21 protein-coding genes are annotated in these 22,893 nt (G+C 46.0%); 16 read left to right on the top strand and 5 right to left on the bottom strand.

From position 1 onward, the window contains the following. The first annotated feature begins 186 nt into the window (after window positions 1-186). From OXB_RS04490 to OXB_RS04460, 7 genes are all read left to right on the top strand, one after another. Window positions 187-1,362 (top strand): ABC transporter substrate-binding protein, encoded by a 1,176-nt coding sequence (locus tag OXB_RS04490; protein WP_041072237.1) that lies wholly within the window; start codon window positions 187-189, stop codon window positions 1,360-1,362. Between the two features lie 69 nt (window positions 1,363-1,431). Further along, the gene (locus tag OXB_RS04485; protein WP_041072235.1) at window positions 1,432-2,304 is read left to right on the top strand and encodes a branched-chain amino acid ABC transporter permease; all 873 of its coding nucleotides are present in this window, start codon (window positions 1,432-1,434) and stop codon (window positions 2,302-2,304) included. A gap of 18 nt (window positions 2,305-2,322) precedes the next feature. Beyond that, on the top strand, window positions 2,323-3,354 hold the full coding sequence (locus tag OXB_RS04480; protein ID WP_052483868.1) for a branched-chain amino acid ABC transporter permease: 1,032 nt from the start codon (window positions 2,323-2,325) through the stop codon (window positions 3,352-3,354). Next, a complete protein-coding gene (locus tag OXB_RS04475; protein WP_041072233.1) occupies window positions 3,347-4,114 on the top strand; it encodes an ABC transporter ATP-binding protein in 768 nt (255 codons plus the stop codon). The genes OXB_RS04480 and OXB_RS04475 overlap by 8 nt, the downstream gene beginning before the upstream one ends. 1 nt (window position 4,115) lies before the next feature. After that, window positions 4,116-4,841: an ABC transporter ATP-binding protein gene (locus OXB_RS04470; protein WP_041072231.1), complete on the top strand. Its 726-nt coding sequence runs from the start codon at window positions 4,116-4,118 to the stop codon at window positions 4,839-4,841. 373 nt (window positions 4,842-5,214) lie between these two features. Beyond that, window positions 5,215-5,706 (top strand): RNA polymerase sigma factor, encoded by a 492-nt coding sequence (locus tag OXB_RS04465; protein WP_231860361.1) that lies wholly within the window; start codon window positions 5,215-5,217, stop codon window positions 5,704-5,706. Next, complete coding sequence (locus OXB_RS04460; protein ID WP_041072229.1) at window positions 5,706-7,451, top strand: TolB family protein; 1,746 nt, start codon at window positions 5,706-5,708, stop codon at window positions 7,449-7,451. Before OXB_RS04465 ends, OXB_RS04460 begins: the two co-directional genes overlap by 1 nt. 237 nt (window positions 7,452-7,688) lie before the next feature. On the opposite strand, the gene OXB_RS04455 is transcribed toward OXB_RS04460, so the two are convergent. From OXB_RS04455 to OXB_RS04440, 4 genes are all read right to left on the bottom strand, one after another. Beyond that, the gene (locus OXB_RS04455) at window positions 7,689-8,237 is read right to left on the bottom strand and encodes a hypothetical protein (protein WP_041072227.1); all 549 of its coding nucleotides are present in this window, start codon (window positions 8,235-8,237) and stop codon (window positions 7,689-7,691) included. A gap of 19 nt (window positions 8,238-8,256) precedes the next feature. Further along, window positions 8,257-9,480 (bottom strand): FAD-dependent oxidoreductase, encoded by a 1,224-nt coding sequence (locus OXB_RS04450; protein ID WP_041072225.1) that lies wholly within the window; start codon window positions 9,478-9,480, stop codon window positions 8,257-8,259. Window positions 9,481-9,614: 134 nt separating this feature from the next. Then, the gene (locus tag OXB_RS04445) at window positions 9,615-10,394 is read right to left on the bottom strand and encodes an IclR family transcriptional regulator (protein ID WP_041072223.1); all 780 of its coding nucleotides are present in this window, start codon (window positions 10,392-10,394) and stop codon (window positions 9,615-9,617) included. Further along, window positions 10,394-11,194: an IclR family transcriptional regulator gene (locus OXB_RS04440; RefSeq protein WP_052483867.1), complete on the bottom strand. Its 801-nt coding sequence runs from the start codon at window positions 11,192-11,194 to the stop codon at window positions 10,394-10,396. Before OXB_RS04440 ends, OXB_RS04445 begins: the two co-directional genes overlap by 1 nt. 173 nt (window positions 11,195-11,367) lie before the next feature. Here OXB_RS04440 and OXB_RS04435 point away from each other — a divergent pair, with 173 nt between their 5' ends. From OXB_RS04435 to OXB_RS04410, 6 genes are all read left to right on the top strand, one after another. Continuing rightward, the gene (locus OXB_RS04435) at window positions 11,368-11,796 is read left to right on the top strand and encodes an acyl-CoA thioesterase (RefSeq protein WP_084212387.1); all 429 of its coding nucleotides are present in this window, start codon (window positions 11,368-11,370) and stop codon (window positions 11,794-11,796) included. Window positions 11,797-11,828: 32 nt separating this feature from the next. Beyond that, entirely contained in the window at window positions 11,829-13,091 is a 1,263-nt protein-coding gene (locus OXB_RS04430) for a phenylacetate--CoA ligase family protein (protein WP_041072219.1), read from the top strand. A 66-nt stretch (window positions 13,092-13,157) separates the two neighbouring features. After that, complete coding sequence (locus OXB_RS04425) at window positions 13,158-14,588, top strand: MFS transporter (RefSeq protein ID WP_041072217.1); 1,431 nt, start codon at window positions 13,158-13,160, stop codon at window positions 14,586-14,588. Window positions 14,589-15,069: 481 nt separating this feature from the next. Beyond that, window positions 15,070-16,116: a TRAP transporter substrate-binding protein gene (locus tag OXB_RS04420; RefSeq protein WP_052483866.1), complete on the top strand. Its 1,047-nt coding sequence runs from the start codon at window positions 15,070-15,072 to the stop codon at window positions 16,114-16,116. A gap of 16 nt (window positions 16,117-16,132) precedes the next feature. Then, window positions 16,133-16,630: a TRAP transporter small permease gene (locus tag OXB_RS04415; RefSeq protein WP_041072216.1), complete on the top strand. Its 498-nt coding sequence runs from the start codon at window positions 16,133-16,135 to the stop codon at window positions 16,628-16,630. Then, a complete protein-coding gene (locus OXB_RS04410; RefSeq protein WP_041072215.1) occupies window positions 16,627-17,901 on the top strand; it encodes a TRAP transporter large permease in 1,275 nt (424 codons plus the stop codon). The genes OXB_RS04415 and OXB_RS04410 overlap by 4 nt, the downstream gene beginning before the upstream one ends. Before the next feature lie 76 nt (window positions 17,902-17,977). Here OXB_RS04410 and OXB_RS04405 read toward each other — a convergent pair whose 3' ends face one another. After that, window positions 17,978-18,727 carry an IclR family transcriptional regulator gene (locus tag OXB_RS04405; protein ID WP_041072213.1) on the bottom strand — a complete coding sequence of 250 codons (750 nt, stop codon included), beginning with the start codon at window positions 18,725-18,727 and terminating at the stop codon, window positions 17,978-17,980. Between the two features lie 361 nt (window positions 18,728-19,088). Between OXB_RS04405 and OXB_RS04400 the strand changes: the two genes are divergently transcribed. The 3 genes from OXB_RS04400 to OXB_RS04390 all read left to right on the top strand — a co-directional run bounded on the left by OXB_RS04400 (window position 19,089) and on the right by OXB_RS04390 (window position 22,759). Continuing rightward, entirely contained in the window at window positions 19,089-20,033 is a 945-nt protein-coding gene (locus tag OXB_RS04400) for a fumarylacetoacetate hydrolase family protein (RefSeq protein ID WP_041072211.1), read from the top strand. A 291-nt stretch (window positions 20,034-20,324) separates the two neighbouring features. After that, window positions 20,325-21,449 (top strand): cupin domain-containing protein, encoded by a 1,125-nt coding sequence (locus OXB_RS04395; RefSeq protein ID WP_041072209.1) that lies wholly within the window; start codon window positions 20,325-20,327, stop codon window positions 21,447-21,449. A gap of 98 nt (window positions 21,450-21,547) precedes the next feature. Then, window positions 21,548-22,759 (top strand): FAD-dependent monooxygenase, encoded by a 1,212-nt coding sequence (locus OXB_RS04390; protein ID WP_041072207.1) that lies wholly within the window; start codon window positions 21,548-21,550, stop codon window positions 22,757-22,759. Window positions 22,760-22,893 lie beyond the last annotated feature (134 nt).

The raw sequence follows: 22,893 nt of genomic DNA, 5'->3' as shown, positions 1-22,893 counted from the left end.
CTGGTAGGAATTTCAGCATTCCTGCTTCCGTATTGGAAGCGCTTCCAGTGGCGGCGATAAAAATGATGCACCTCGGGTTGTCGAGGGGTCTGGACAGAGGAGGTTGAAAAGCGGGAGAGATGCCGGACGCTGCGTGTTAGATAAAATTTTCTGCACTACAAAACGATTATAGGGGGCTGGGTTCAGATGAAAAGATATGTAAAGGCAAAGAGTTTGGCTATTTTGGCCATGGTACTGTTATTGATAATGGCGGGCTGTGGTTTGGATGAGGAAACAAGTAGTGCCGATACGGGTAAAAAGGATGACGAGGTTATCAAAATTGGGGTCATCATCGCGGAAACAGGACCTGCCTCCACTCTTGGCAGTACGCAGGTCAACACAGTGAAGCTGCTGCAAAAGCAGTTGGATGAAGCAGGTCCGATCGACGGCAAGAAAATTCAGCTCGTCAAGCATGATTATGAAACGGATGATACGAAGGCAGTCGTTGCGATGGACAAACTTCTTTCCGAAGGGGTCGTGGCAGTCGTCGGTGCGACGCAGACGAGTACATCAATGGCCATTATGCCAAAAGCGATTGAACATAAAGTTCCGTTGTTTACCGTTGCCCCGATTGAACAGGACAATGAGTACGTTTATAGCATGGCGCATAGCAACACGGTAATTGTCACTCCGATTGTCGAGTACTTGAACAAGCATAATATCAAGAAAGTCAGCTGGCTGAATGCCTCGGACGGGTTCGGCGTAGTTGGTCTTCCGGCATTCAAGGAATTGGCTGAGCAAAACGGCATTGAAATTGTGGCTCATGAAGAATTCGACGCGACTGCAACAGATATGACGATTCAGTTGACGAAAGTGAAGAGCAAAGATCCGGAAGCTGTCATTGTTTGGTCCAGAACACCAGGTGCCGGTATTGTAGCGCGTAATTTCAAATCACTCGGTTTTGATATTCCGATGATTCAAAGTACCGCTGCGGCCAACCAAGGATTCTTGGATCAAGTGAAAGACGACAATGAAAATGTCATGGTCGTTGGAAGTAAGCTGAGCGTTGTGGAACAATTGCCGGATTCCGAACAAAAAGAGATGTTGCTTGATTTCCGTGATTCCTATGCGGCTGAATTTGGCGGCGGTGAGCCGGATCTCTTCGGTGCGCATGCAATGGATGGGATGGAAATCATCATTAACGCCATCAAAGCTGGAAACTTTACATCGGAAGATATTCAAAACTATTTGCAAAACGAATCCGGAGAATATTTGGGTAAAACAGGTACATTTAACTTCCAGGAATCCCAAGCAAGCTCGCTGGCGGATGGAATCTCGGTTTTGGCAATCGAAAACAATGAGTGGAAATATATCGAAGAATAAACACGAAAGCATTGCATGGACCTATGGTAAAACCACCTACCATAGGTCTCTTTCGAAAGGGGTATCAATATGGATGTATTCATGCAATATTTGATCACTGGTTTGACAGTTGGCAGCATTTACGCTTTACTGGCTGTCGGTTTCGTCACCATTTATAATGTCACGGGCATCTTGAATTTGGCACAAGGCGAATTTGCTATGATCGGCGCCTTGTCCTGTGTGACGTTTGTCAATTTGGGCATACCGATCCTCGGTGCCATTCCGTTGGCTATCTTGTTGACAGCTGCCATCGGTTTTGGTGTGGAACGGTTGGCCATTTTTCCGGCAAGGAATGCCACGACGATTATCCTGATTGTCATTACATTAGGAATTTCAATCTTCTTGAAAGGAATGGGCTTAATCATTTGGGGAACATCGCCGAAGCCGCTGCCATCCGTCATTGAAATGAAGCCAATCCAGTTCATGGGAGCGGTCATCAATCCGCAAAGCATTTTCATTTTTGCGGTTCTTATCATTTTATTGGTCGTTCTCTATTGGTTTTTCGAGAAAACATTCATCGGTTCCGCGCTACGGGCAAGTGAAAAGAACCCACGTGCTGCAAGCTTGATGGGGGTCAATATTAATACGATGTCTTCGTTGGCTTTTACTTTGGCGGCTGCATTGGGCGCCTTGGCAGGTGTCATGATCGCTCCATTGACGGATGCCACGTATGAAATGGGATTTTTCATTGGAATCAAGGGCTTCGTCGCGATGATTTTCGGTGGCATGCATAGCATTCCGGGAGCTGTTGCAGGCGGCTTGCTGTTAGGAATTATCGAAGCTTTTTCCGGCGGTTATATTTCAACGTATTATAGCGATGCCATTGCGTTCGCTTTCTTGCTCTTTGTTTTATTCTACAAACCGAATGGATTATTTGCGACAGCTACAGGTGAACGGGTATAGAAAGGGGGAGGCGGCATTATGGAAAATATCGATAATCTATTATACGGAAGCCGGTGGAAAGGGTTTTTAGGGTTGATGGCCGTTGTCCTGGTTCTACCGCTTTTCGTCCGTTCCCAATATCTCTTCACGTTGTTAATCCTAATTGGGATCTATTGCATCGTTACGATTGGGTTAAGTTTGCTGATTGGGTATGCGGGACAGATTTCGCTCGGTCATGCAGCATTTTTTGGAATCGGGGCGTATGCATCGGGCATCTTGACGGCAAAATATGATATGTCGGCTTGGCTCGCCATAGTCATTGGCATGGTCGTGACATTCATCATCGCTTATCTCATCGGTATTCCGATCCTACGATTGAAAGGACATATCCTCGCTTTGGCGACCATTGCGGTGAATATTATCGTCTATACGTTGATGCTTGGCTTGAGTGAGTATACGGGCGGCGCAGGCGGCTTGGTTGGCATTCCGAACCTATCGCTGTTCGGATTGAATTTAGGCAATCAACTCTATTTCTACTTTTTCGTCTGGGCGGTTGTCGCCTTGGTTATCCTGTTTTCAATGAATATCATCCGCTCCAATGTCGGACGTTTGCTGCGCAGTATCCATGACAGTGAAATTGGGACGGAAACATTGGGAATCAACTCGGCGAAATATAAAGTGCTGATTTTTGCAATCAGCGCCGTTTTCGCATCATTGGCAGGTAGCCTCTATGCTCACTATATTAACTTTATTGCCCCACCAACATTTTATATCACGTTTTCCATTCTGTTATTGGTCATGGTGATGGTCGGCGGCGTCCATTCCATTTGGGGAGCCATGATCGGTACGGCCGCAATCATGTTTTTGAATGAACTCATCCGCTTCGTCGGTCATACATATTTCAACATCGGCGGAGAGGTGGAAATTGTCGTATATGGACTCATTATCGTCATCGTCATGATTTATATGCCGAAAGGGTTGATTGGCGTGCTGGATTCCATAAGGAAAATGGTGTGGAAGGGCAGGAAGAAGGAAGCTGTCATTCCCGAGGAAGGGGTTAATTATGAATAAGCTCCTGGAAGTGAAAGGGTTAACGAAGCGGTTCGGTGGAGTTGTCGCGGTCAATGACGTCAGTTTCACAGTTGGCGAAGGGGAAATCGTCGCGGTGATCGGTCCGAATGGTGCGGGGAAAACCTCGCTGTTCAATATGATTTCTTCGTATTCCACACCGACGGAAGGCGAGGTCCTGTTCAAGGGGGAACGGTTGACGGGAAAAAAAATCTATGAACTGGCCAAACTCGGCATCTCCCGGACTTTTCAAAACTTGCAGATTTTCAGCAATATGACAGTGCTGGAGAACGTCATGATGGGAACGTACGTCGATTTGAAAACGAATATTTTCGGGGCGGGCTTCCGCTTTCCAAGCGTCAAGCGCAATGAAGAAAAGGCATATCATATCGCCATGGATGTACTGAAAATGGTCGGACTCGAACCGTTGAAATTCGAGCAGGCGGGCCAACTCTCCTATGGGCAGCAAAAGAAATTGGAATTCGCCCGTGCCATCGTTTATAAACCGTCACTCATCATGCTGGACGAACCGATGGCTGGCCTGAATGACGCGGAAACGAATATGATGGCGGGCTATATTTCGGATTTGAAAAAGCAGGGGCATTCCTTTTTATTCGTCGAGCATAAGATGGCGACCATCATGGAACTGGCCGATAAAATCGTCGTGTTGGACTTCGGCTCCAAAATTGCGGAAGGCACGCCGGAAGAAATCCAAAAGAACGAAAAAGTCATCAGTGCGTATTTGGGCGAGGAGGCGGTGTAATATGTTTACAGTACGTGATTTGAGCACGAGAATCGGGAAGATCCAAATCTTGCATTCCCTTGATTTTCATGTGGAAGAAGGAGAAATCGTATCAATTATCGGGGCGAATGGCGCGGGCAAAAGCACATTATTGAATACGCTGGCGGGCTTGTATCCTGCTGTCACGGGGGAAGTGACGTTACGCGGGGAGAAAATCAGCGGGCTGCCTTCACACAAAGTGGTCGCCAAGGGATTGAGCCTCGTTCCAGAAGGGCGCCAAGTCTTTTCCAACCTCACCGTGAAAGAAAATCTGTTGTTGGGCATGTATACCAAGTATTACAAAGACAAAGAACAGGTTAGCAAAAATTTGGAGCATATGTTGGAAATGTTCCCGGGATTGAAGAAACATTATACCAACCTAGGGGGGAACATGAGTGGGGGCGAGCAGCAAATGCTTGCCATTGGCAGAGCGCTCATGTCCAATCCGAAGATTATCCTGCTGGACGAACCTTCCATGGGCCTGGCCCCTAAAATCGTCAGCGAAATCTTGGAGATTTTATTGCGAATTAAAGAAGAGATGGGCACGATGGTCATCCTCGTCGAACAAAACGTCAAAGCGGCATTGAAAGTGGCAGACCGGGCGTATGTCATGGACCAAGGGAAATTCATCTTGAACGGCACGAATGAAGAAATCAACTCCAACGAACAAGTGCGGTCGGCTTATTTGGGGATTAAAGCGACGGGGTGAGTTTTGGCATGAGGTTAAGCTGAAACGCTTCAAGGTTGTGTAGGTATATTGTGAGGTATGGCGGAAGTGTTTCGAAGTCGTGTGGATATGTTGTGAAGCAGGACGAAAACGTTTCGGAGTTGACCGTGAATGTTACGAAGTTAGTCAAAAACGATTCAAGGTATATAGGAAATTCTGCAAGGTTGAATAGTACCCATTATGAGATCTGTTGTTAGGTAGTCCGAGGAGTCAGTAAATTATGACTTCCCGGACTTCTTTTAATTGCTTCTATAAAATTCTCGCAAACGTAAAGTGAAGTGAAAAGATTTATCATCCGTTGTTACGTTTTTTTACCACGAAACGTTTATTTCATTTTTGGGCTGCCATAGTGCATGTGAAATTTATTCAATTGTATGATGCGTATTTTGATGACGTGTATCGATATGTGTATGTGAAGACAGGGAACAAATGGGACGCGGAAGATCTGGAGAGTGATATTTTTCGAAAAGCTTTTGAGAAGCGCTCTTCGCTAGCCAAGCATCCGAATCAAAAATCTTGGCTTTTTATGATTGCCCGCAATACAATTATCGATTTCTATCGGAAAAAGAAAAACGTGCCAATCGGGGATGGGATGGAGCATTATGTGAGTCCAGTGGATTTTGAAGATTCCTTTGAGGGGGCGAATGAAAAAGAATGCTTACAGAAAAGCTTGCCCCATCTGTCAACAGAGGATCTGGAAATTACCCAGTTGCGGTATTTTGCTAATTTAAAATTCAAAGAAATGGCCATGATTTTAAACAAAAAAGAAGGTTCCCTTCGCGTCAAGTCCAATCGAATTACGAAAAAATTAGGAATCCGAGTTAGAAAGTGTTTGGGGGAATCATAATGAGGCAGGAGAAAATCGAAAACTATCTTCATGAATTACGGGAAGACATAGAAGTGGATGAGGAAATAAAAAGGAAGCTCCGTGCTTCGATTATAAAAAAAGAAAAAAACAGAAGGAATTCATGGCTTCCTTTAGTAGCTGCGGCCGTCTTGTTTTTAGCCGTTTTCCTGCCTAATCTTCCGACGAAACAAGCACGGGCCGGTTCCTTGATGGTGGAAAACGGAATTTCTTTTTTTGATATCGGAAGTGGAGAGGTTATGGCGTATACGCATGTTAATGGCCATTTCTATCTTTCGTTGAAGGACAAAGGTATTTTCATTTACGAAAATGACGGGTTGAGGAAAATTTCCGAACAGACCGCCGATCGTTTTAGCCGGACTTCCGAAGGGGAACATTTGCTGTTCGTCCGAAACGGAGATGTTTTCCTTCTGCATTTGAAAACATATGATACGGAGCAAGTATTGGAAGGCGACTACAGTGATCCTGAATGGAAGGACGAAGACCATTTTTATATTACGTCGAATCAAACCATTCTGGAAGCCGACTTGCAGACAAAAGAAAAGAAAGCCATCGTAAAGGGAGAACGGCCTTCTTTTGTGACGAAAGAACAAAAACTTGTATTTCACCGTGACGGCAAAATCCTTCTATATGAACTGAAAAAAGGCGAAGAAGAAATCGTGGATGACGGCAAGAGTCCGTCGATTTCGAACGATGAAAATTATATATCGTATGTCAAGACAAGTTCGGGAGTGGAGGATGTGTGGATAGCGGATCTGGATTTGGAAACTAAGAAAAAAGTGACGACCAATCCGCCGCCGCGATATGAGTCTACGGAGAAGGCGGTCTATCGCTATCGATCCCCGATTTGGGGCGGAGAAGAGCGGCAGCTATATGTCATGAAAGCGAGAATTGACGGTGATCATGAGTTAGTGCAGATTATGAAAATCGAGCTGAGCGATGAAGAGATAACTGCAACTCAAGCGGTAAAGGGCTTTCTTCAAGCTCTCATTGTGCGAGATGATGACTATGCGATGGGGTTAATGAAGGATCCGCCCGCGTTTTTGACGTATTCGAATCCTCGGCAAATCGGGTTTCAAATCACTGGAGCGGAAGAACATCAGCAGTCGGCAACGGTCGAAGCTGAAGTATATTGGACGGATACTGCGCTACCGTATTATCAAATCACAACATATGAATTTGCCTTGGTAAAGGAGAAAGGACGATTTGTCATTAACCAAGTGAAAGAACTGCCGCAAATCGAGTTGTCCGCTTATGATCAAAATCAAATTCAATTAGCGAAGGGTGGAAATAAGGAAATAATTTTTTCACTACAAGATATTCCCCGAGCTTTTATCGCAGATGAAAACGTCCGCTTTAGCTCGTTAGTCATCACGCATGATGAAAAAACAGTCATTTTCAGTTTGCAAGGCGAGGAGCAAGTCGTAGTTTTGGCATTTGACCGTGAAACGAAAAGTTTTACTTTGTTGACAGCCATTCCAGACGCGGTGATGACACAATTGGCTTTGGATTCCACGGGCCGTTATGTTGCGGCGGATTATTATATAGGTTCTTCTGGATCAAACCTGACTCTGTTCGATGTATCCAAAGGCAAGCAAATCGCGCAATTTACCGACACATATTCCGTACTTTGGAGAGGCAACCGACTCATTGTGCAGGAAGTGGCCGAGTCACAAGCGTTGCTGTATGAATATGATCCTCAAACGGAACGCAAAAAAAAGTATTAAGACATTGTTACGAATGATAAGATTCCCCGTTATATAACATGAAAGACAAAGGGCCCTTGTCAAAAACAATGCCAGGAGGATATGTTAGGATATTTCGATATTGTGCAGTTACGTTGTAGGGTTTGGCGAAAATGTTTCGAGGTAGTGCAATAACGATGGGGGCATTGGTTGATACGTTGCTGAGTAGAATGAAGGGGAAAAGGGAGATCTCACGACATGGGGATCTCCCTTTTTGATTCATACAATGTAAATCGTATTGCCCTCTAGTCCGAGTACAGTATGTCCGGATTCGACGATGTCGAGCACAGGTTGGAAGAGTTCGGTTTCGGCTAAAGCAGCGGTGCCCGCCATCACACTGATATACATCGCGTTGCCGACGAGATAGCTGATTGCTTTTTCTTCGGTCAATTGGTTGAATGCCCCTGCGTAGGACGGGTGGAATACCGCTTCCGGCAAGGCGTCAACCATTGATTCCAATAACGCATTTCGTTCTTTTTCGTCAATCTTCTTTTTCAACTGATCTGGGATGTCTTTTAGCGCTTGCCAGACGTCGCTGTTTTCGAAAGTCAGTTTTCCAATAGTCGCCGCGATGTCTTCCTTGGCTACCCATTCTACATTAAATTGCTGAACGTCCAATGCTTCGACGAACTGCCGCACTTGTTGTTCCACCGCTGTATCTGTAATTCCGATTTTGCTAAACCAATTAAGAGAAGTCAGTTTTTCCGCAAGGTCGGTCAACGATAACGCTTCCGGGCCGTAGGTTTCTTCTTTGAATTGTACAGTCATCTTCCATGCCGCCTCCTTTTTAATATTTTGTCGTCAGTTCAGGCGGGCCGAATTTGGGTCCGTATGGGCCCTCATCGAGCCAACGTCCGAGTCTCGGCACGATGGAAACGAGGGAAGCTGCAAGTTCCCGTTTCATGTTCATTTCCGGTGAGTCGCCTTGGATATGGTGAAGGGCCGTTGTCGAGCCATCGCGATTCCAGAGGGCGGCGATTCTGCGTTCTTTCGCTGCTGCGTCGATGGCTTCCCGACGTTGTTCTTCCTCGTCCGCATGAAGTGCTGCCTGGATGCCGCGCACCGCAATGATGGCGTCGGGCACACCGGAATTTAATCCGCGTGCACCGAATGGGGCGAATAAATGGGCGGCTTCCCCTGCCAACAGTACACGTCGTTTTTCGTCGGTGAACGAATCCGCGACGACTTGATGGAATCGATAGGACGAGACCCATGTGATCCGCTCTGCATATTTCGGATCCATCACTTTCGGCAGCCATTCTTTCACACCTTCGATGCTCGCGAAGTCTTCCTCTTTGTCATCCGCCAACAGTTGCAGATCGATTCGCCAGCCGCCTTTGAATGGGACATGCAAGACATTCCGATGACCCATGGCCGGGTGTTGGTAATGAAAGACCCGTTCGATCGGAAGCGGATTCTCTTCGTCTTCCGTCACATCGACGACGAGGAATGTGTCATGCGTCCGCGGTCCTTCGAATGTCAATCCTGCCTCTTGCCGGACAACCGAACGGCCACCATCGCAACCGATTACATATTGGGCATCCCAGACATCGCCCGTCGTTGTCTTCACTTTGACGCCGTCTTCCCCGATATTCAGTTTTTCCACCGGCTGTCCATAGACGAACTGCACACCTGCTTTTATGCAGGCTTCGTACATATGCTTCTCGATTTCATGCTGATGAAGGGACGTAAAATGCGGCAAACGGTTCGGATCTTGTGTATCCGTCGCGCCATAGTGGCGGACATATACTTCTTTCCCGCGATAGAGCGTCCGTTTGACGGGCCAAATAATTCCGTTTCTTGCCAAGGTGAAGCCGAGTCCTTTCGAAGCTTCTTCCAATAACTTCAATGTTGCGCTATGCAGGTAGATCGCCCGACTTCCCGCACGGGGTGCATCTTTTTCTTCCGCTTCGATCACCACACAGGAAATGCCTTGGTTTTGCAAGGCGAGTGCCGCCGTCAAGCCGACCGGCCCGGACCCTACAACTACCACTTCAACATTTTTCACCATATTAAAAACTCCTTTGTCTCGTTTTTTTAATCTGTCTTGATTATAACGAGACCAAAGGAAGCGAAACATAGTATCGTTCTTCTATGCGGAACACTTTTCAAAAAATTATTGAATAGAATTAAAAATTAAAAAATCTAAGCCTCGTAATATCCTAGATGCTCGGAAATCTCTTTAGCCGCGCTGACCACTCTTTCGATCAACTCCGGGAATCGGTCGTGCGTGATAGTCGAAGTGGAGCCGATGATGGCGAGGGAGGAAACGACGTGTTGGGAGTAATCACGAATCGGTGCGGAGATTCCCATGAAGCCTTCGAAGAATTGTTCGATCGAGATTGCATATCCTCTTTTGCGAATCAGCTCCAACTCTTGTAAGATTGCCTCCTTTTTCGTCAACGTCCTGGGTGTATAGGGATACAACGGATTGGACAGCACACGCTCAATAGTCCTGTCATCTTGGAAGGCTAGGATGCAGAGCCCTTCCCCGGTACAATGGATCGGGTTTTTCCTGCCGATCGAAGTGATGAGCCGGTTATGCCGTTCGCTCTCTTTTCGAAACAGGTAGACGACCTCATCGTTTTCCAATAAACAAATATGAGCGGTTTCATTCACCTCGTTGACTAGTTCGCTGACGACAGGAAAGGCTTCCCGGTACATTTCCCGGTGGGTGGAGACGACCCCGCCCAATGTCAAAAGCGACAGGCCCAGCCGGTATTTACCGCTTCTCGGGTTTTTGGACAGGAATCCTTCCTTCACCAATAAGGCAGCGATTCGATGGGCTGTGCTTTTGGGCACGCCGATTTGTTCGGCAATGCTCGTCAGCCCGATCTCGGTTTGTCTTCTATTGAATAATCGCAGCATGCGCATGGCATTTTTCACGGATGTAATCAAATATTTATCGGATGGTGTCTGTGTCATCACGCTTTCCCCTCCTCGAACAGTCTTTTCCGCAGTTTGACGAGATTGGATATCCGTCTTGCGGCTGCCACCACTTCTTCCACGCACTTCCGCTGCGCTTCCTTTTCTTTCAACCGGATCACTGGACCTGTGATGTTCACGGAAGCCATGACTTCATCTTTGCTATTGAAAATCGGCGCGCCGATGGAAATGACCTTTTTCTCGAAACCTTGGATATCGATGACGTAACCTAAGCGCTTGATTTCTCTTAATCTATCCCGTAATTGCTGGGGATCGGTAATGGTATGTTCCGTAAATTTTGGTAAAGGGCGAGATAGTATTTCATCTACCACTTCGTCTGATTCAAAAGCTAGGATCGCTTGCCCGGTGCTCGTGCAGTGAACAGGATTCCGGCGACCGATATGAGTCGTCACATGAACGGAATATTCATTATCGATCTTTTGTAAATAAATGACCTCTTGTCCTTCCCGTATCGCCATATGGGAACTTTCCCCCGTTTTTTCTGTTAACGCATTCAGGATGGGGGTGGCTTCTTCCACGATGGGCAATTGGGAATTCACAATATTCGTCAAGGCCAAGACTGAAACGCCGAGGCTGTAATGGTTGGATTGCGGATCTTTGTAGACGAACCCTTCACTCGCCAATGTCGATAGCAAACGATGCGCCGTACTTTTTGCGATGTCTAATTGTTCCGCGACATCGACCACCCGCAGTTCGGGTTGATCCATGGAAAAGGCTTTTAAAATACACATCGAATTTTCAATAGATGAACTTCGTTGAAGACCTTGTCCGGTTTTCATGAAAATCCTCCTTTTTTAGTCAGTTAAGAACGAATTATCAGAATAAAAATAAAAAAGTTATGTTTTGTTCCATATAGAAGAACAAAAAGGTATAAATGCTAAAACCATCATACTAAGATTGTCAATACACACGCAAATAAGACCAAATTGTGAACTTCTAAGGAGTGTGGAAAATGTCAGGAATTACGTATGAATGGAGCGTGCAGTGGGGGGACACGGATGCAGCGGGGATTGTTTTCTATCCGAACTTTTACAAATGGATGGATCAGGCGACGCATCATTTTTTCAAGTCGATCGGGTTTGCGACTTCCATTTTGATGACAGAAGAACAAATCGGATTGCCCTTACTCGAAACAAACTGTAAGTTTTTCCGGCCGCTAGTATTTGAAGATTCTTTTACTATTCGTACAACGGTCGTAGAAATGCGGGATAAAGTCTTCCAATTTCAGCATCGCTTTTACAAAGAAGACGAGTTGGTGGCGGAGGGAAGCGAGATTCGCGCATGGGCTTCGTTTGCAGGAAAGAAGCCGAAAGCAGTTTCCATCCCTGGAATGGTCAAAGATAAAATGGCTGCTGCCGAGTCCGGTGCCAGCAGAGTGTAGTCTGTAACAAAACACAAAAAGGATGGGATCATATGATTACGCAAAGTTCTTCTCCAAACAAATTACATCAGGACCAACTTGCTCGATTAAATGACTTGCTTGCGTTTACTAAAGGGCAAAATGCGTTTTATCAAAAAAAACTGGAACAGGTGCAATTGCCGCTTTCTTCATTAGAACAGCTACAGGGCCTTCCTCTAACGCTGAAGCAAGAGTTGGTGGAGGATCAAAAGAATAATGGTATGTATGGCAGTAACCATTCTTATCCTGTTGAGGACTATATCCGTTATCACCAAACCTCGGGAACATCGGGTTCTCCGCTGAAGGTATTGGATACGGCTGAAAGTTGGTCGTGGTGGGAGGATTGTTGGTTGGAGGTGTACCGTTCCAGTGGTGTTACGAAGGCGGATCGCGTGTTTCTCGCATTTTCATTCGGCCCGTTCATCGGGTTTTGGGCTGCGTTCGAAGCGGCGAAGAGAAACCAGTCCCTCGTCATCACGGGAGGGAGCCAATCCACGAAAGAACGTCTATATTGCATGATGGAAAATGAAGCAACGGTTCTCCTCTGTACGCCAAGTTACGCTTTGCATCTGGCGGAAGTGGCGGAAGAACTGGAAGTGGATCTACAGAATAGTACGATCACCAAAATTATAACAGCGGGTGAGCCGGGCGGTTCCGTACCTTCCACCCGGAAGCGGATCGAGACGCTTTGGGGAGCGAAACTGTTCGACCACGTAGGCATGACCGAGATGGGGGCATATGGGTACTCTTGCTCCGAGCAAAACGGAATTCATGTCAATGAAGCCGAATTCATCGCCGAAGTGTTGGATCCAGAAACGTTGGAACCGGTTGCTGTCGGAGAAAAAGGGGAGCTCGTGTTGACCAACTTGGGGCGCTATGGTTACCCGCTCATTCGGTATCGGACAGCGGATGTCGTGTTGAATTCCGAGGAAGTTTGTGCATGCGGCAATCCATTCAAGTTTTTCCCGGGAGGCGTACTGGGACGCGCCGATGACATGGTCGTCATCCGGGGCATCAATATCTATCCTTCCTCCATTGAGGCGATTGTCCGGGAGTTCGCTGAAGTGAAGGAGTTCCGGATTGTCTACTACACCGAGAACGGAATGGACCAGATTAAAGTTCAAATCGAATCGGATTCCAATATAATTGCGGAATTGGCTGCACTTTTACGAGATCGCGTCGGGTTACGGATTGCTGTTGAAAATGTGGCGTCCGGTTCGCTTCCACGCTTTACAATGAAATCAAAACGGGTGCTAGACGAGCGAGTGGATAGATAATAAGTAGTACTGAAATGTAAACGATTGCAAGGAGACTATCCATTTTCAATTTAGGGGAGGAAAACGATGACTACAACTGGGAAACCGTATTACCGCGTTTGGGGATTATTATTTGTCGGTTGGTTTATTTCCTATTTTGACCGGACGATTACGGGGCCGATTGTCACATGGATGATTGAAAATGATGTCGCCTTTCTTGCATCCGTTGACAATCCGTACGCACTTGGGGGATTGTTAGGAAGTCTCTTTTTTGTCGGCTATATGCTGACTCAATTTCCGGGTGGGTATTTCGGCGACAAATTCGGTTACCGGAATATGATTTTGATTAGTATTTTCTGGGCAGGGGTTACGACGTTGCTTACCGGACTGTTCAACGGGCTCTTTCTGTTCATTGCCCTTCGGATTTTGACGGGACTTGGGGAAGGTGTCCTTTATTCCAATGACCGTTCATTCATTGCACAAGTGACACCGCCTAAAAAGATGGGGTTGGGCATGGGGGTCGTCATCAGCGGTCTGTCGGTCGGCTTGACGGCGGGTCTGTTGGTCACGCCTTATATGATTGAAATGTCGCGCGGCTTTCTCGGTAATGATGCGTGGAAAGCACCTTTCTTCATTTTAGGTGCGTTGACGATCCTCATCGGCTTTGTCCTAAAGAAGTATTTGATCAAAACGGAAGAACGGGAACCATCCGATGTGAAGATGGCTTTGCTCAATATTGGCCGCTATTCTTTCGTCTTTCTCGCTATTATATTGGGCGTGTATTATATAGCAGACTTCTTCAAGCTGGGCGAAGTAAATATTGCCATCATTTTTACTCTGTTCGCCTTTTTATTTATCGCTTATATTTACAAAACGAAAAAAGAAGTTGCACCCGTATTGCGAAATCGCAATCTAGTTCTCTTGTATTTGTCTGCCATCCCGATTCTCTGGCATTTATGGTTTTACGGATTTTGGTCCGTTGCAATTGTCCAAGAATTTGGCGGCAGCGGGTTCTTGGCTGCGGCGCTCATCGCATCTTTTAATGCGGTTGCTGGTCTGATCGGTTTTCCATTGGGTGGAGCGATTTCAGACCGAGTAGCCCATAAGGAAAATGGGCGCAAGAACGTTCTTGTTTGGTTAAGTGTCGGGTTGACCATTTCCGTTTTCGTATTTGCCTTTTACATGGTCAGCGGCAAGAACAATCCAGTTATCATGTCGACCATCCTTTTTGTCTCCGGTTTGTTATTTTTCGCAGTACAAGCGGTTCAACATGCCATGGTGACTGAATTGGCTACGGAAAAACAGAGAGGTTCAGCGTTTGGTATGTGGAATCTGATTGCAGAAATCGGCGCTTTGCTATCCCCCGTCATTTCGGGTGTTCTCCGGGATAGTACAGGAGGGTGGGGCGCACCGCTTTTTTTAGATGCAATTTTACTAGGCATCAGCTGTCTCCTCATCGTCTGCATCGGGCAAACGCGGGTCGTTTCGCTGAAACAATCTATTCAGAAATCAATATGAGTTATTGAGGGGCGTCATTAGGAAATTTCCAAATGGCGTCTTTTTTGTTACTTAGGAAATTATAAAATTCGGGCATGTGGATAACCTTCAAAATTAGGTTTGTTTACGTCCAGCTCCGGGCGCTAGAGGCTCGGGGTCATAAGTCAAAGCTGCTCTGTGGCAAAAAGCGCCACGCCGCATCTTCGTCTTATGCCTGTCGCCTCTGAGCAAGCGCCCTGCGCTTTTGTTCATTGCATAGCAAATTATAAACTTCCGGATTGTGCAACTACTACATTTGCTTAACGGTTGTTTTGTTTTTCATCTAGTAAGCATTGTAAAAATTAAAAAATAGGTTGACTTCGCAATTGAATGAATTATATTATAAGTGAAGCAAGTCCACTATTTGTACAAAAATACGGGCTTGCTTTGTGGTCTATGATAGGATTTATAAATATTATCAAAAATCACAAGACATTTTATTAAAAAAAGAGGGGGAAGAACAATGTCATTCTTCAAAAAAATGAAATCGGTTGCATTCGTTTCGGTTTTGGCGTTGGCAGCCATGTTAGCCGCATGCGGCAATGGCGGTGATACTGCTTCATCAGATAAAGGCGGCGACACAGAAGGAGCTGCGGCGGGTGAAAAGTATACTTTTAAAATTTCTCACGTTACTCAAGAGTCTCATATTTGGCATAAAACTGCTGAAAAATTTGGTGAAGAACTGAAAGCACTTTCAGACGGTCGGATGGATGTCGAAATTTATCCTGCTTCCCAACTAGGCCAAGAGAAAGACATGGTACAACAACTTGAAACGGGTTCATTGGATTTCGGCTTCTTGACAAATGCGTACATGAGTACCCGTCAAGATTCCCTGAATGCTTGGTTCATGCCATTTGTTTTCAATAACTTGGAAGAAGCAAATGAACTTCGCAGCTCGGATGCTGCAAAACAAATGTTGGAAGAATTAAGTTCACAAAGCCTAGTCGGAATGGACTTCATCTTTGCTGGTAACCGTCACGTACTTTTAAAAAGCGGTACTGTAGAATCTCCGGCTGATTTGGCAGGTAAGAAAATTCGTATTATCGGCAGCCCGTCCATGCAGTCTTTCTGGGAAAAAACAGGTGCCGGTCCTACTGCGATGCCACTTCCTGAAGTGTATACATCCCTTCAGACTGGCGTAATCGATGGAATCGACATTGACTTGGACGCACTGGTTACTGAAAAGTACTATGAAAATGCTGAAAACCTGACACTTACAAACCATATGACATTCCCGGCGGTTATCGTTATGGGACAACCTTCTTACGATAAACTCTCTGCCGAAGATCAAGAGATTGTAAAAGAAGCAATGCAAAAAGCAGTAGACTGGGGAATTCAAGAGTCGATCGCGCGTGAAGAGAGCAACTTGCAAACATTGAAAGACAGCGGCGTCAACGTTGTTGAATTGACTGACTCCTCTGCATTTGATGCTATTTCACAGGAAGTTCGCGACGAATACTCTGCGAAATCCGATGTGATTAAATCATTCCTGGAGGCCGCGGCAAAATAAAATCGGGGGAATTTCTATGAAAGCTTTACACCGCCTGAGCAATTGGGTGTATTCCATTGAAAAATTCGCTGCGATCATCCTATGTGGCACCATGCTGTTTTCATTAGCAGCTGGTGTCCTTTATCGCTATGTCCTGAGCTCGCCGCTGACTTGGTCAGATGAGATCGCCATTTTTTCACTAGTCTGGCTTTCTTTTATCGGCGGCAGTATGAGTATTAAGCGTAAAGAATCCGCAGCAGTTTCAATTTTAATGGATAAAATGAAAGGGAAGCTTCGCACTGTCCTTTTAGGGATCGGCATGCTTGCACTGTTGGCGTTTGTCGCATATATCTTCTATTTGTCTATCGGTTGGTTATCCTCGCCAAACATTCGGGTGCAAAAGTCCAGTTCAATTGGCTTGCCAATGATTTACGCTTATTTGAGTATACCGGTATGTTTCTTGTTCATGGTGATTCATACACTGGAACTCGTTCTGGATAACTTTTTCGGCAAGCAAGGAGGTTCCGCATCATGACATTTGCACTGTTGGCTTTTATTGTCCTGCTCCTTCTGCAAGTGCCGATTGCTTTTGTATTAGGTTTGACGACCATTGTTTACATTATCGCATCTAATAATATGGGGTTAATGGCAACTGCTCCCCAACGACTGTATTCAGGTTTAGAGAACTTTGGTTTGCTCGCCATCCCGCTGTTCATGCTCGCTGGGGAATTGATGAACTCGGGGGGCATTACAAAACGCTTGATCGAGTTTTCGAAAACGCTTGTCGGGCATTTTCGAGGCGGTCTTGCATATGTCAATGTTATTTCCAATATGTTGCTCGCGTCTATTATCGGTTCGGCAACCGCTCAAATTGCCATGATGAGCCGGACGATGGTTCCTTCCATGGAGAAGAATGGGTATACGCGGGAATTTAGCTCGGCGACAACTGCCGCGGCAGGTCTTCTTGGACCGATTATCCCGCCTAGTATGATGTTTATCATTTATGGGGTGGCGTCAGGTGCTTCCATTGGCGATATGTTCATCGCCGGGATTCTTCCGGGCGTAGTGCTTGCCGTTTCGTTTATTGTATTAATCGGCTATGTTGGTACAAAGGAAAAATGGCCGACGCAAGAAAGAGCGAAATTTGCCGAAGTGGTCAAAGCCTTTCTTAATGTCATTCCGGCATTGGCCGTTCCGGTTATTATTATTGCGGGTATTTTAAGTGGAGTATTCACTCCGACAGAATCCGCAGCATTTGCCTGTATCGTTGCGTTATTGGTCGGTTTCTTCTTTTATCGCGAATTGAAAATCTCGCAGATTCCAACGATCTTTATTAACACGGCGGTAACGACTGCGACGATTACAATGCTCATTGCCATGGCGAATTTGTTTGGATGGATGCTGTCTTTTGAAAGAATTCCACAACAAATTGCAGAATGGATGGTTTCTTTAACAGATAACCCTCTCGTTTTCTTGTTGATCGTCAATATATTCCTACTCATTGTCGGTATGTTCATGGACGGCATGGCGGCATTGATCATTCTCGTTCCAATTTTTACACCGCTTATCGCGAATTATGGAATTGATCCGATCCATTTCGGGGTTATTATTTGTATTAACCTGACAGTCGGCTTGTTGACGCCGCCAGTAGGCGCTGGGCTTTACATTGCCTCTGCGCTTGGAGATGTCAAACTGGAAACGCTCATCAAATCGATTTGGCCGTTTCTCATTGCGTCTTTTATCGCATTGCTAGTCATTACGTATTGGCCGGATCTCGTACTCTGGCTGCCATCCGTTTTAAAATAAACAAAAGAAAAAGCAGTATCGGCGTGAAGTTGCCTGATACTGCTTTTTTCATCCATATAAATAGTGTTGGGAACGCTTACCCTTTGTATCCGAAAATTCCGGAGATCTCTTTTTGCCGTTCCACTAAATATTGGCTCAGTGGCTCGTTGAAGGAGACCGGGATGTTATCGGAAAAACCGACGACTGTGATGGAACCGACGAGCTTCTCATTAAAAGTGAGGATGGGGATCGAGACAGAGGAAACGGATGTAATCAGGGGTTCCCTAGCAAACGCTATTTTCTCTGCAAGGATTTGACGTCTCTCTTCTTCGCTCAGGGGAGTGGACGTCACTTGTCCTTCTTGCTGTCTGAATTGTTTTTGGCTTTCCAAAAACGTATTAAAGATTTTACCGGATGATGATTGCTGCGGCAGAAGCGTCCCGATTTGAGCACCAATGTTCAGCACTTGATCGGAGTTCCAGATTTTTGCCACGATCGGTCCATCGATGCTCCAGACGGCAAACAGGGTCGAGCATTTGGAATGCTGGCTGATGGTTTGTAAATAAGGCGTGATGAGGGCAATCGTATCTTCATTCCGGATGGCGGCCGTGCCGTATTGAATCAGTTTATTGCCAAGATGGTAAAGACCTGTGGATTTATCGCGAAATAAAAGCTCAAGATGGACGAGCGTGTTCATATATTTATATAAGTTACTTTTCGTGATTTCCGTTTTTTCCTGTATATCTGAAAAGCTCATCGGCAATTCATTTTCTTTAATAACGTCCACTATTTTAATCCCGATCTGCAGGGATTGAATCATGGAGCCGTTTTTAATAATTTCTACCATATCGTTCCTCCAAATATTTTCTTTTCTACTGCTAAGTATAGGTAATCCTATGGGGCAATACAAAGTTTAATTTAAACCACTCCTTAGAATTTACGGAAATTTAAATAAGATAGAATATTGACATTCCCCTTTACATTATAATATTATATATATAGTGAACATCTTATCAAATAGGTATAAAAAGTGAAAGGGGTTGTTTTGTTAGAGAATTCCCCATCTTGAGAACTGATCATGCAGCGCGCCGAAAAAATGGCTCAGCTGTAAAGAAGTTTTAAGAGAAAAATGAATGCGTTTACTTGAGAGACAACTTACAGTTAGGTGCAAACGGCCCTAAACTACTGACAAGGCAAAGGAGATTCCAATGAAACTTATTACATTTACAACAGCAGGTCATTCACGTATCGGAGCAGTTGTGGAAGAAAACAAAGTGGTGGACTTGAATTATGCGTACCAAGCTTTACTGAAAAGCCAAGAGAAATACCGTTATAAAGAAATTGCTGAAGCTTTCGTTCCAGCAAAAATGGAAGCGTTTTTACAAGGCGGCAAAGAAAGCATGGGCTTGGCACAAGAAGCGATTGGTTACGCTCTTGAGAATCCGGACAGCTTTGAGCATCAACTCATTTATGAAAAATCGGCGGTCAAAGTGGAAGCGCCTGTGACGGCTCCTAGCAAAATGATCTGCGTAGGTCACAACTATCGGGAACATATCTTGGAGATGGGCCGTGAAATTCCTGAATTCCCGGTTGTATTCGCGAAATTTGCCAATACGGTAATCGGGCCAGAAGACGATATCCCGTTCCATCCAATTTCTGAACAATTGGATTACGAAGCGGAGTTCACGTTCGTAATCGGGAAACAAGCGCGTAACGTATCCGAAGAAGATGCACTTGATTACGTGGCGGGTTACACAATCGCAAACGATGTCACATACCGCGATATTCAACGCCGCACACTCGAGTGGCTACAAGGGAAATCGGTTGACGGCAGCGCACCGATGGGACCTTGGCTTGTGACAACTGATGAACTGACAGATCCATCCGGTTTGGACGTTGTCTTGACGGTGAACGGAGAAGTCCGACAAAAAACGAATACGGCGAACCTCGTGTTCTCTGTTCAGAAACTTGTTGCCTTCCTATCCAACCTGATGACGCTTGAGCCGGGAGATGTTATTTTGTCCGGTACACCAGGTGGAGTAGGCGTGGCAATGGATCCACCAACCTTCTTGAAAGATGGCGACGTGGTGAGAATTGAAATCGACAAAGTCGGAGTGTTGGAAAACCGGGTAGCTTTGCAAGAAGGAAACTAAGTTTGTATCGATCGGCGACATGCCCGAGCGCTGAGCATTCGCCCCAGATTGCAGCGAATGAGTCATAAAGTAATCCTAGGATTGTAGCTGAAAGCGGCGACTCCTTCGGGAAAAGCGTTAGCCGAAGACCCCGGAGGGCGCGAAGCGACCGAGGAGACTGAGGCAACGCCCGCGGAAAGCGTCCGCCTGCTCCTGTCGCTTCGCTTTCGTCGCAAACAAAATTTGGAGCGGAAATCCGATATTTAGAAGGCACGAATAGACTCATCATCAAATAAAAAGGATGTGGGGAAGATGGCAGAACAAAATGTTGATGTTAAAGAGTTCATGAAGAGTGATACGGTTAAAGACTTTACAAAAGATATCCAGCAATACAATCTTGGTCCGCTTTGGGAAGCGATTCCGGAAATCATGAATAAATCACCGAAACCACATGCGGAAGCATACCTTTGGAGCGCAGAGCTTTTGCATAAAAAGTTAATGGAAGCTTCCGAGATTTTCACACCGGAACGCGGGGGAGAACGCCGTGCGATCTATTTCCAAAATCCGGGTTTGACGTATCGCCAGCCTTGGGGTTGGGCGTCAACTACACAAACGCTTTACGCGGCCGTCCAGTTGCTTCTTCCTGGCGAGGAAGCACCATCCCATCGTCACTCGCAAAGCGCCCTTCGTTTCATTTCCGAAGGGGAAGGGGCGTATACGATCGTTCAAGGAGAGCGGGTATATATGCAGGAAGGAGACTTCCTCATCACACCGAAAACCTTGTGGCATGGCCACGGTCATGTCGGCGACAAACCGATGATCTGGATGGATGCGTTGGATATCCCGACAATCTACTCTATAGGCGGTACATTCTTTGAGCCCTACGCGGATGGCCTGCAACAGCCGAATGTTCCGGATAATTTCTCCGAGCTTCGCTATGCTGGCGGCATGATGCGTCCGGTCGGAGACGACAAATATACCGTTGCTCCGCTTGCGAACTATAAATGGAGCCGCACGGTCGACGCGATCAAGGGCTTGATGAATTTTGACCCGGATCCGAATCACGGCTTTGCAATTGAATACATCAACCCATCGACAGGAAAATCGGCGAACCCGACAATGGGCTCCCGTATGCAGTTCCTGCCGAAAGATTTCCATACAAAAGCGCTTCGTCATACGCATTCGACAATCTATCATGCACATAAAGGTTCCGGTTACACCGTCATCAACGGCATGCGCTTCGATTGGAAAAAAGGCGACTATTTCGTTGTTCCGAACTGGGCTTGGTATGAGCATGTTGCCTCTGAAGATTCCTATCTCTTCTCTGTCAACGACTTGCCGATCATGGATCGTTTTGAGCTAGAACAAGAAGAGAAAATGGAAGCGAATAATGGATTCCAAGAAGTCACAGGCGAATTTAAAGCAGCATTCAGATAAGCCGCTCGTGTATATTTTGGGAGGTCCCCCTCTGGTCCGCCACGAGGGGTCTCCTCTTTTCATCAAATTAATTTATTTTTAAATTTGGAGGTCATCCTATGGGAAACAGTAAAAACAATCCGTTCATCGTAATCGGCGGAGGAATCGGCGGTCTTGCCACTGCCTTAGGTCTCGCGCAAACGAATCAATACGTAAAAGTATTGGAGCAAGCCCCTGAGTTTTTGGAAATCGGGGCGGGAATCCAACTCGCGGCGAACGCCACAAATGTACTCCAACGCCTTGGTGTAATGGACCGGATCAACGATATCGCAGTATTCCCGAAAAGGCTTGTTCTGATGGACGCTTTCACAGGAGAAGAGCTATCTGCATTGGATTTAGGCGATGTGTACAAAGAGCGCTACGGGGCTCCGTATATTGTCTTGCACCGTTCGGATCTACACAAAGCACTCTATGAAGCTTGCTTGGAAAACTCGTACATTGAATTGCATACAGACCACTCGATCGTCAAAACGGAACAGGACGGCGACCAAGTGACGGTCACGGCGGCAAACGGAAATGTCCATACTGGAATGGCAGTCGTCGGTGCAGACGGCATCTGGTCCAAAGTGCGCCCACTTTTCAGTGATGACGAGCCGGTCTGCTCGGAATATGTCGCATACCGTGGAGCAATCCCGATGGAAGAAGTGACGAATATCGGCAATCTGGATGATGTGTATATGTGGATCGGGCCGAACCTTCATCTTGTTCAATATCCAGTTCGTCGCGGCGAGCTGTACAACCAAGTGGTCGTGTTCAAAAGTAACCAATACCGCAAAGAGATTGAGAAAACGGACGACTGGGGCACGCCGGAAGAAATGGACGAAGTGTTTGCTGGAACTTGCGATCTAGTGCAAACCGCTATTTCCTTCATTCAACGTCAAAAAAGATGGCCGATGTATGATCGGGTTCCAATTTCCAACTGGACAGAAGGCCGCGTGACATTATTGGGCGATGCAGCACACTCCATGCTTCAATATTTGGCACAAGGCGGTTGTCAAGCATTGGAAGATGCCGCGTACCTCGCTGATATGATTGAAGAAAACAGCACTGTGGAAGAAGCATTCAAGAAATACCAAGAAGAGCGTATTCCGAGAACTGCGTTCGTTCAAAATAATGCACGGATGTGGGGAGAAATCATCCATGCAGAAAGACCGGAAACGATTTTGCTCCGCAATACCATTTTAGAAAATCGCACATCCCAAGACTTTACATTTATCGATCAGTTCCATGGCTACAAAAACTATAAGACCAAAGTTAATAACAAAGGATAATCGATTTCCTATCTTGACTACTGAGTACTATTCCCGACGCAAATAATCGGGAATAGTTTTTTTATCTTTCAGCAGTAGTATCTCGCTTTTGTATATGGGGACGGATTCGGCTTAAGATAAACACCTCTGAATAC

It is taken from the genome of Bacillus sp. OxB-1 (assembly GCF_000829195.1).
In the GTDB taxonomy this organism is placed as follows: Bacteria; Bacillota; Bacilli; order Bacillales_A; family Planococcaceae; genus Sporosarcina.
This window is presented reverse-complemented; position numbering and strand designations above follow the sequence as displayed.

Coding starts and splice junctions, on each gene's coding strand:
- OXB_RS04420 (WP_052483866.1), top strand. CDS start 15,070: ATGTCATTCTTCAAAAAAATGAAATCGGTTGCATTCGTTTCGGTTTTG.
- OXB_RS04400 (WP_041072211.1), top strand. CDS start 19,089: ATGAAACTTATTACATTTACAACAGCAGGTCATTCACGTATCGGAGCA.
- OXB_RS04430 (WP_041072219.1), top strand. CDS start 11,829: ATGATTACGCAAAGTTCTTCTCCAAACAAATTACATCAGGACCAACTT.
- OXB_RS04450 (WP_041072225.1), bottom strand. CDS start 9,480: ATGGTGAAAAATGTTGAAGTGGTAGTTGTAGGGTCCGGGCCGGTCGGC.
- OXB_RS04395 (WP_041072209.1), top strand. CDS start 20,325: ATGGCAGAACAAAATGTTGATGTTAAAGAGTTCATGAAGAGTGATACG.
- OXB_RS04415 (WP_041072216.1), top strand. CDS start 16,133: ATGAAAGCTTTACACCGCCTGAGCAATTGGGTGTATTCCATTGAAAAA.
- OXB_RS04480 (WP_052483868.1), top strand. CDS start 2,323: ATGGAAAATATCGATAATCTATTATACGGAAGCCGGTGGAAAGGGTTT.
- OXB_RS04390 (WP_041072207.1), top strand. CDS start 21,548: ATGGGAAACAGTAAAAACAATCCGTTCATCGTAATCGGCGGAGGAATC.
- OXB_RS04425 (WP_041072217.1), top strand. CDS start 13,158: ATGACTACAACTGGGAAACCGTATTACCGCGTTTGGGGATTATTATTT.
- OXB_RS04460 (WP_041072229.1), top strand. CDS start 5,706: ATGAGGCAGGAGAAAATCGAAAACTATCTTCATGAATTACGGGAAGAC.
- OXB_RS04445 (WP_041072223.1), bottom strand. CDS start 10,394: ATGACACAGACACCATCCGATAAATATTTGATTACATCCGTGAAAAAT.
- OXB_RS04470 (WP_041072231.1), top strand. CDS start 4,116: ATGTTTACAGTACGTGATTTGAGCACGAGAATCGGGAAGATCCAAATC.
- OXB_RS04475 (WP_041072233.1), top strand. CDS start 3,347: ATGAATAAGCTCCTGGAAGTGAAAGGGTTAACGAAGCGGTTCGGTGGA.
- OXB_RS04435 (WP_084212387.1), top strand. CDS start 11,368: ATGTCAGGAATTACGTATGAATGGAGCGTGCAGTGGGGGGACACGGAT.
- OXB_RS04410 (WP_041072215.1), top strand. CDS start 16,627: ATGACATTTGCACTGTTGGCTTTTATTGTCCTGCTCCTTCTGCAAGTG.
- OXB_RS04455 (WP_041072227.1), bottom strand. CDS start 8,237: ATGACTGTACAATTCAAAGAAGAAACCTACGGCCCGGAAGCGTTATCG.
- OXB_RS04490 (WP_041072237.1), top strand. CDS start 187: ATGAAAAGATATGTAAAGGCAAAGAGTTTGGCTATTTTGGCCATGGTA.
- OXB_RS04485 (WP_041072235.1), top strand. CDS start 1,432: ATGGATGTATTCATGCAATATTTGATCACTGGTTTGACAGTTGGCAGC.
- OXB_RS04440 (WP_052483867.1), bottom strand. CDS start 11,194: ATGAAAACCGGACAAGGTCTTCAACGAAGTTCATCTATTGAAAATTCG.
- OXB_RS04405 (WP_041072213.1), bottom strand. CDS start 18,727: ATGGTAGAAATTATTAAAAACGGCTCCATGATTCAATCCCTGCAGATC.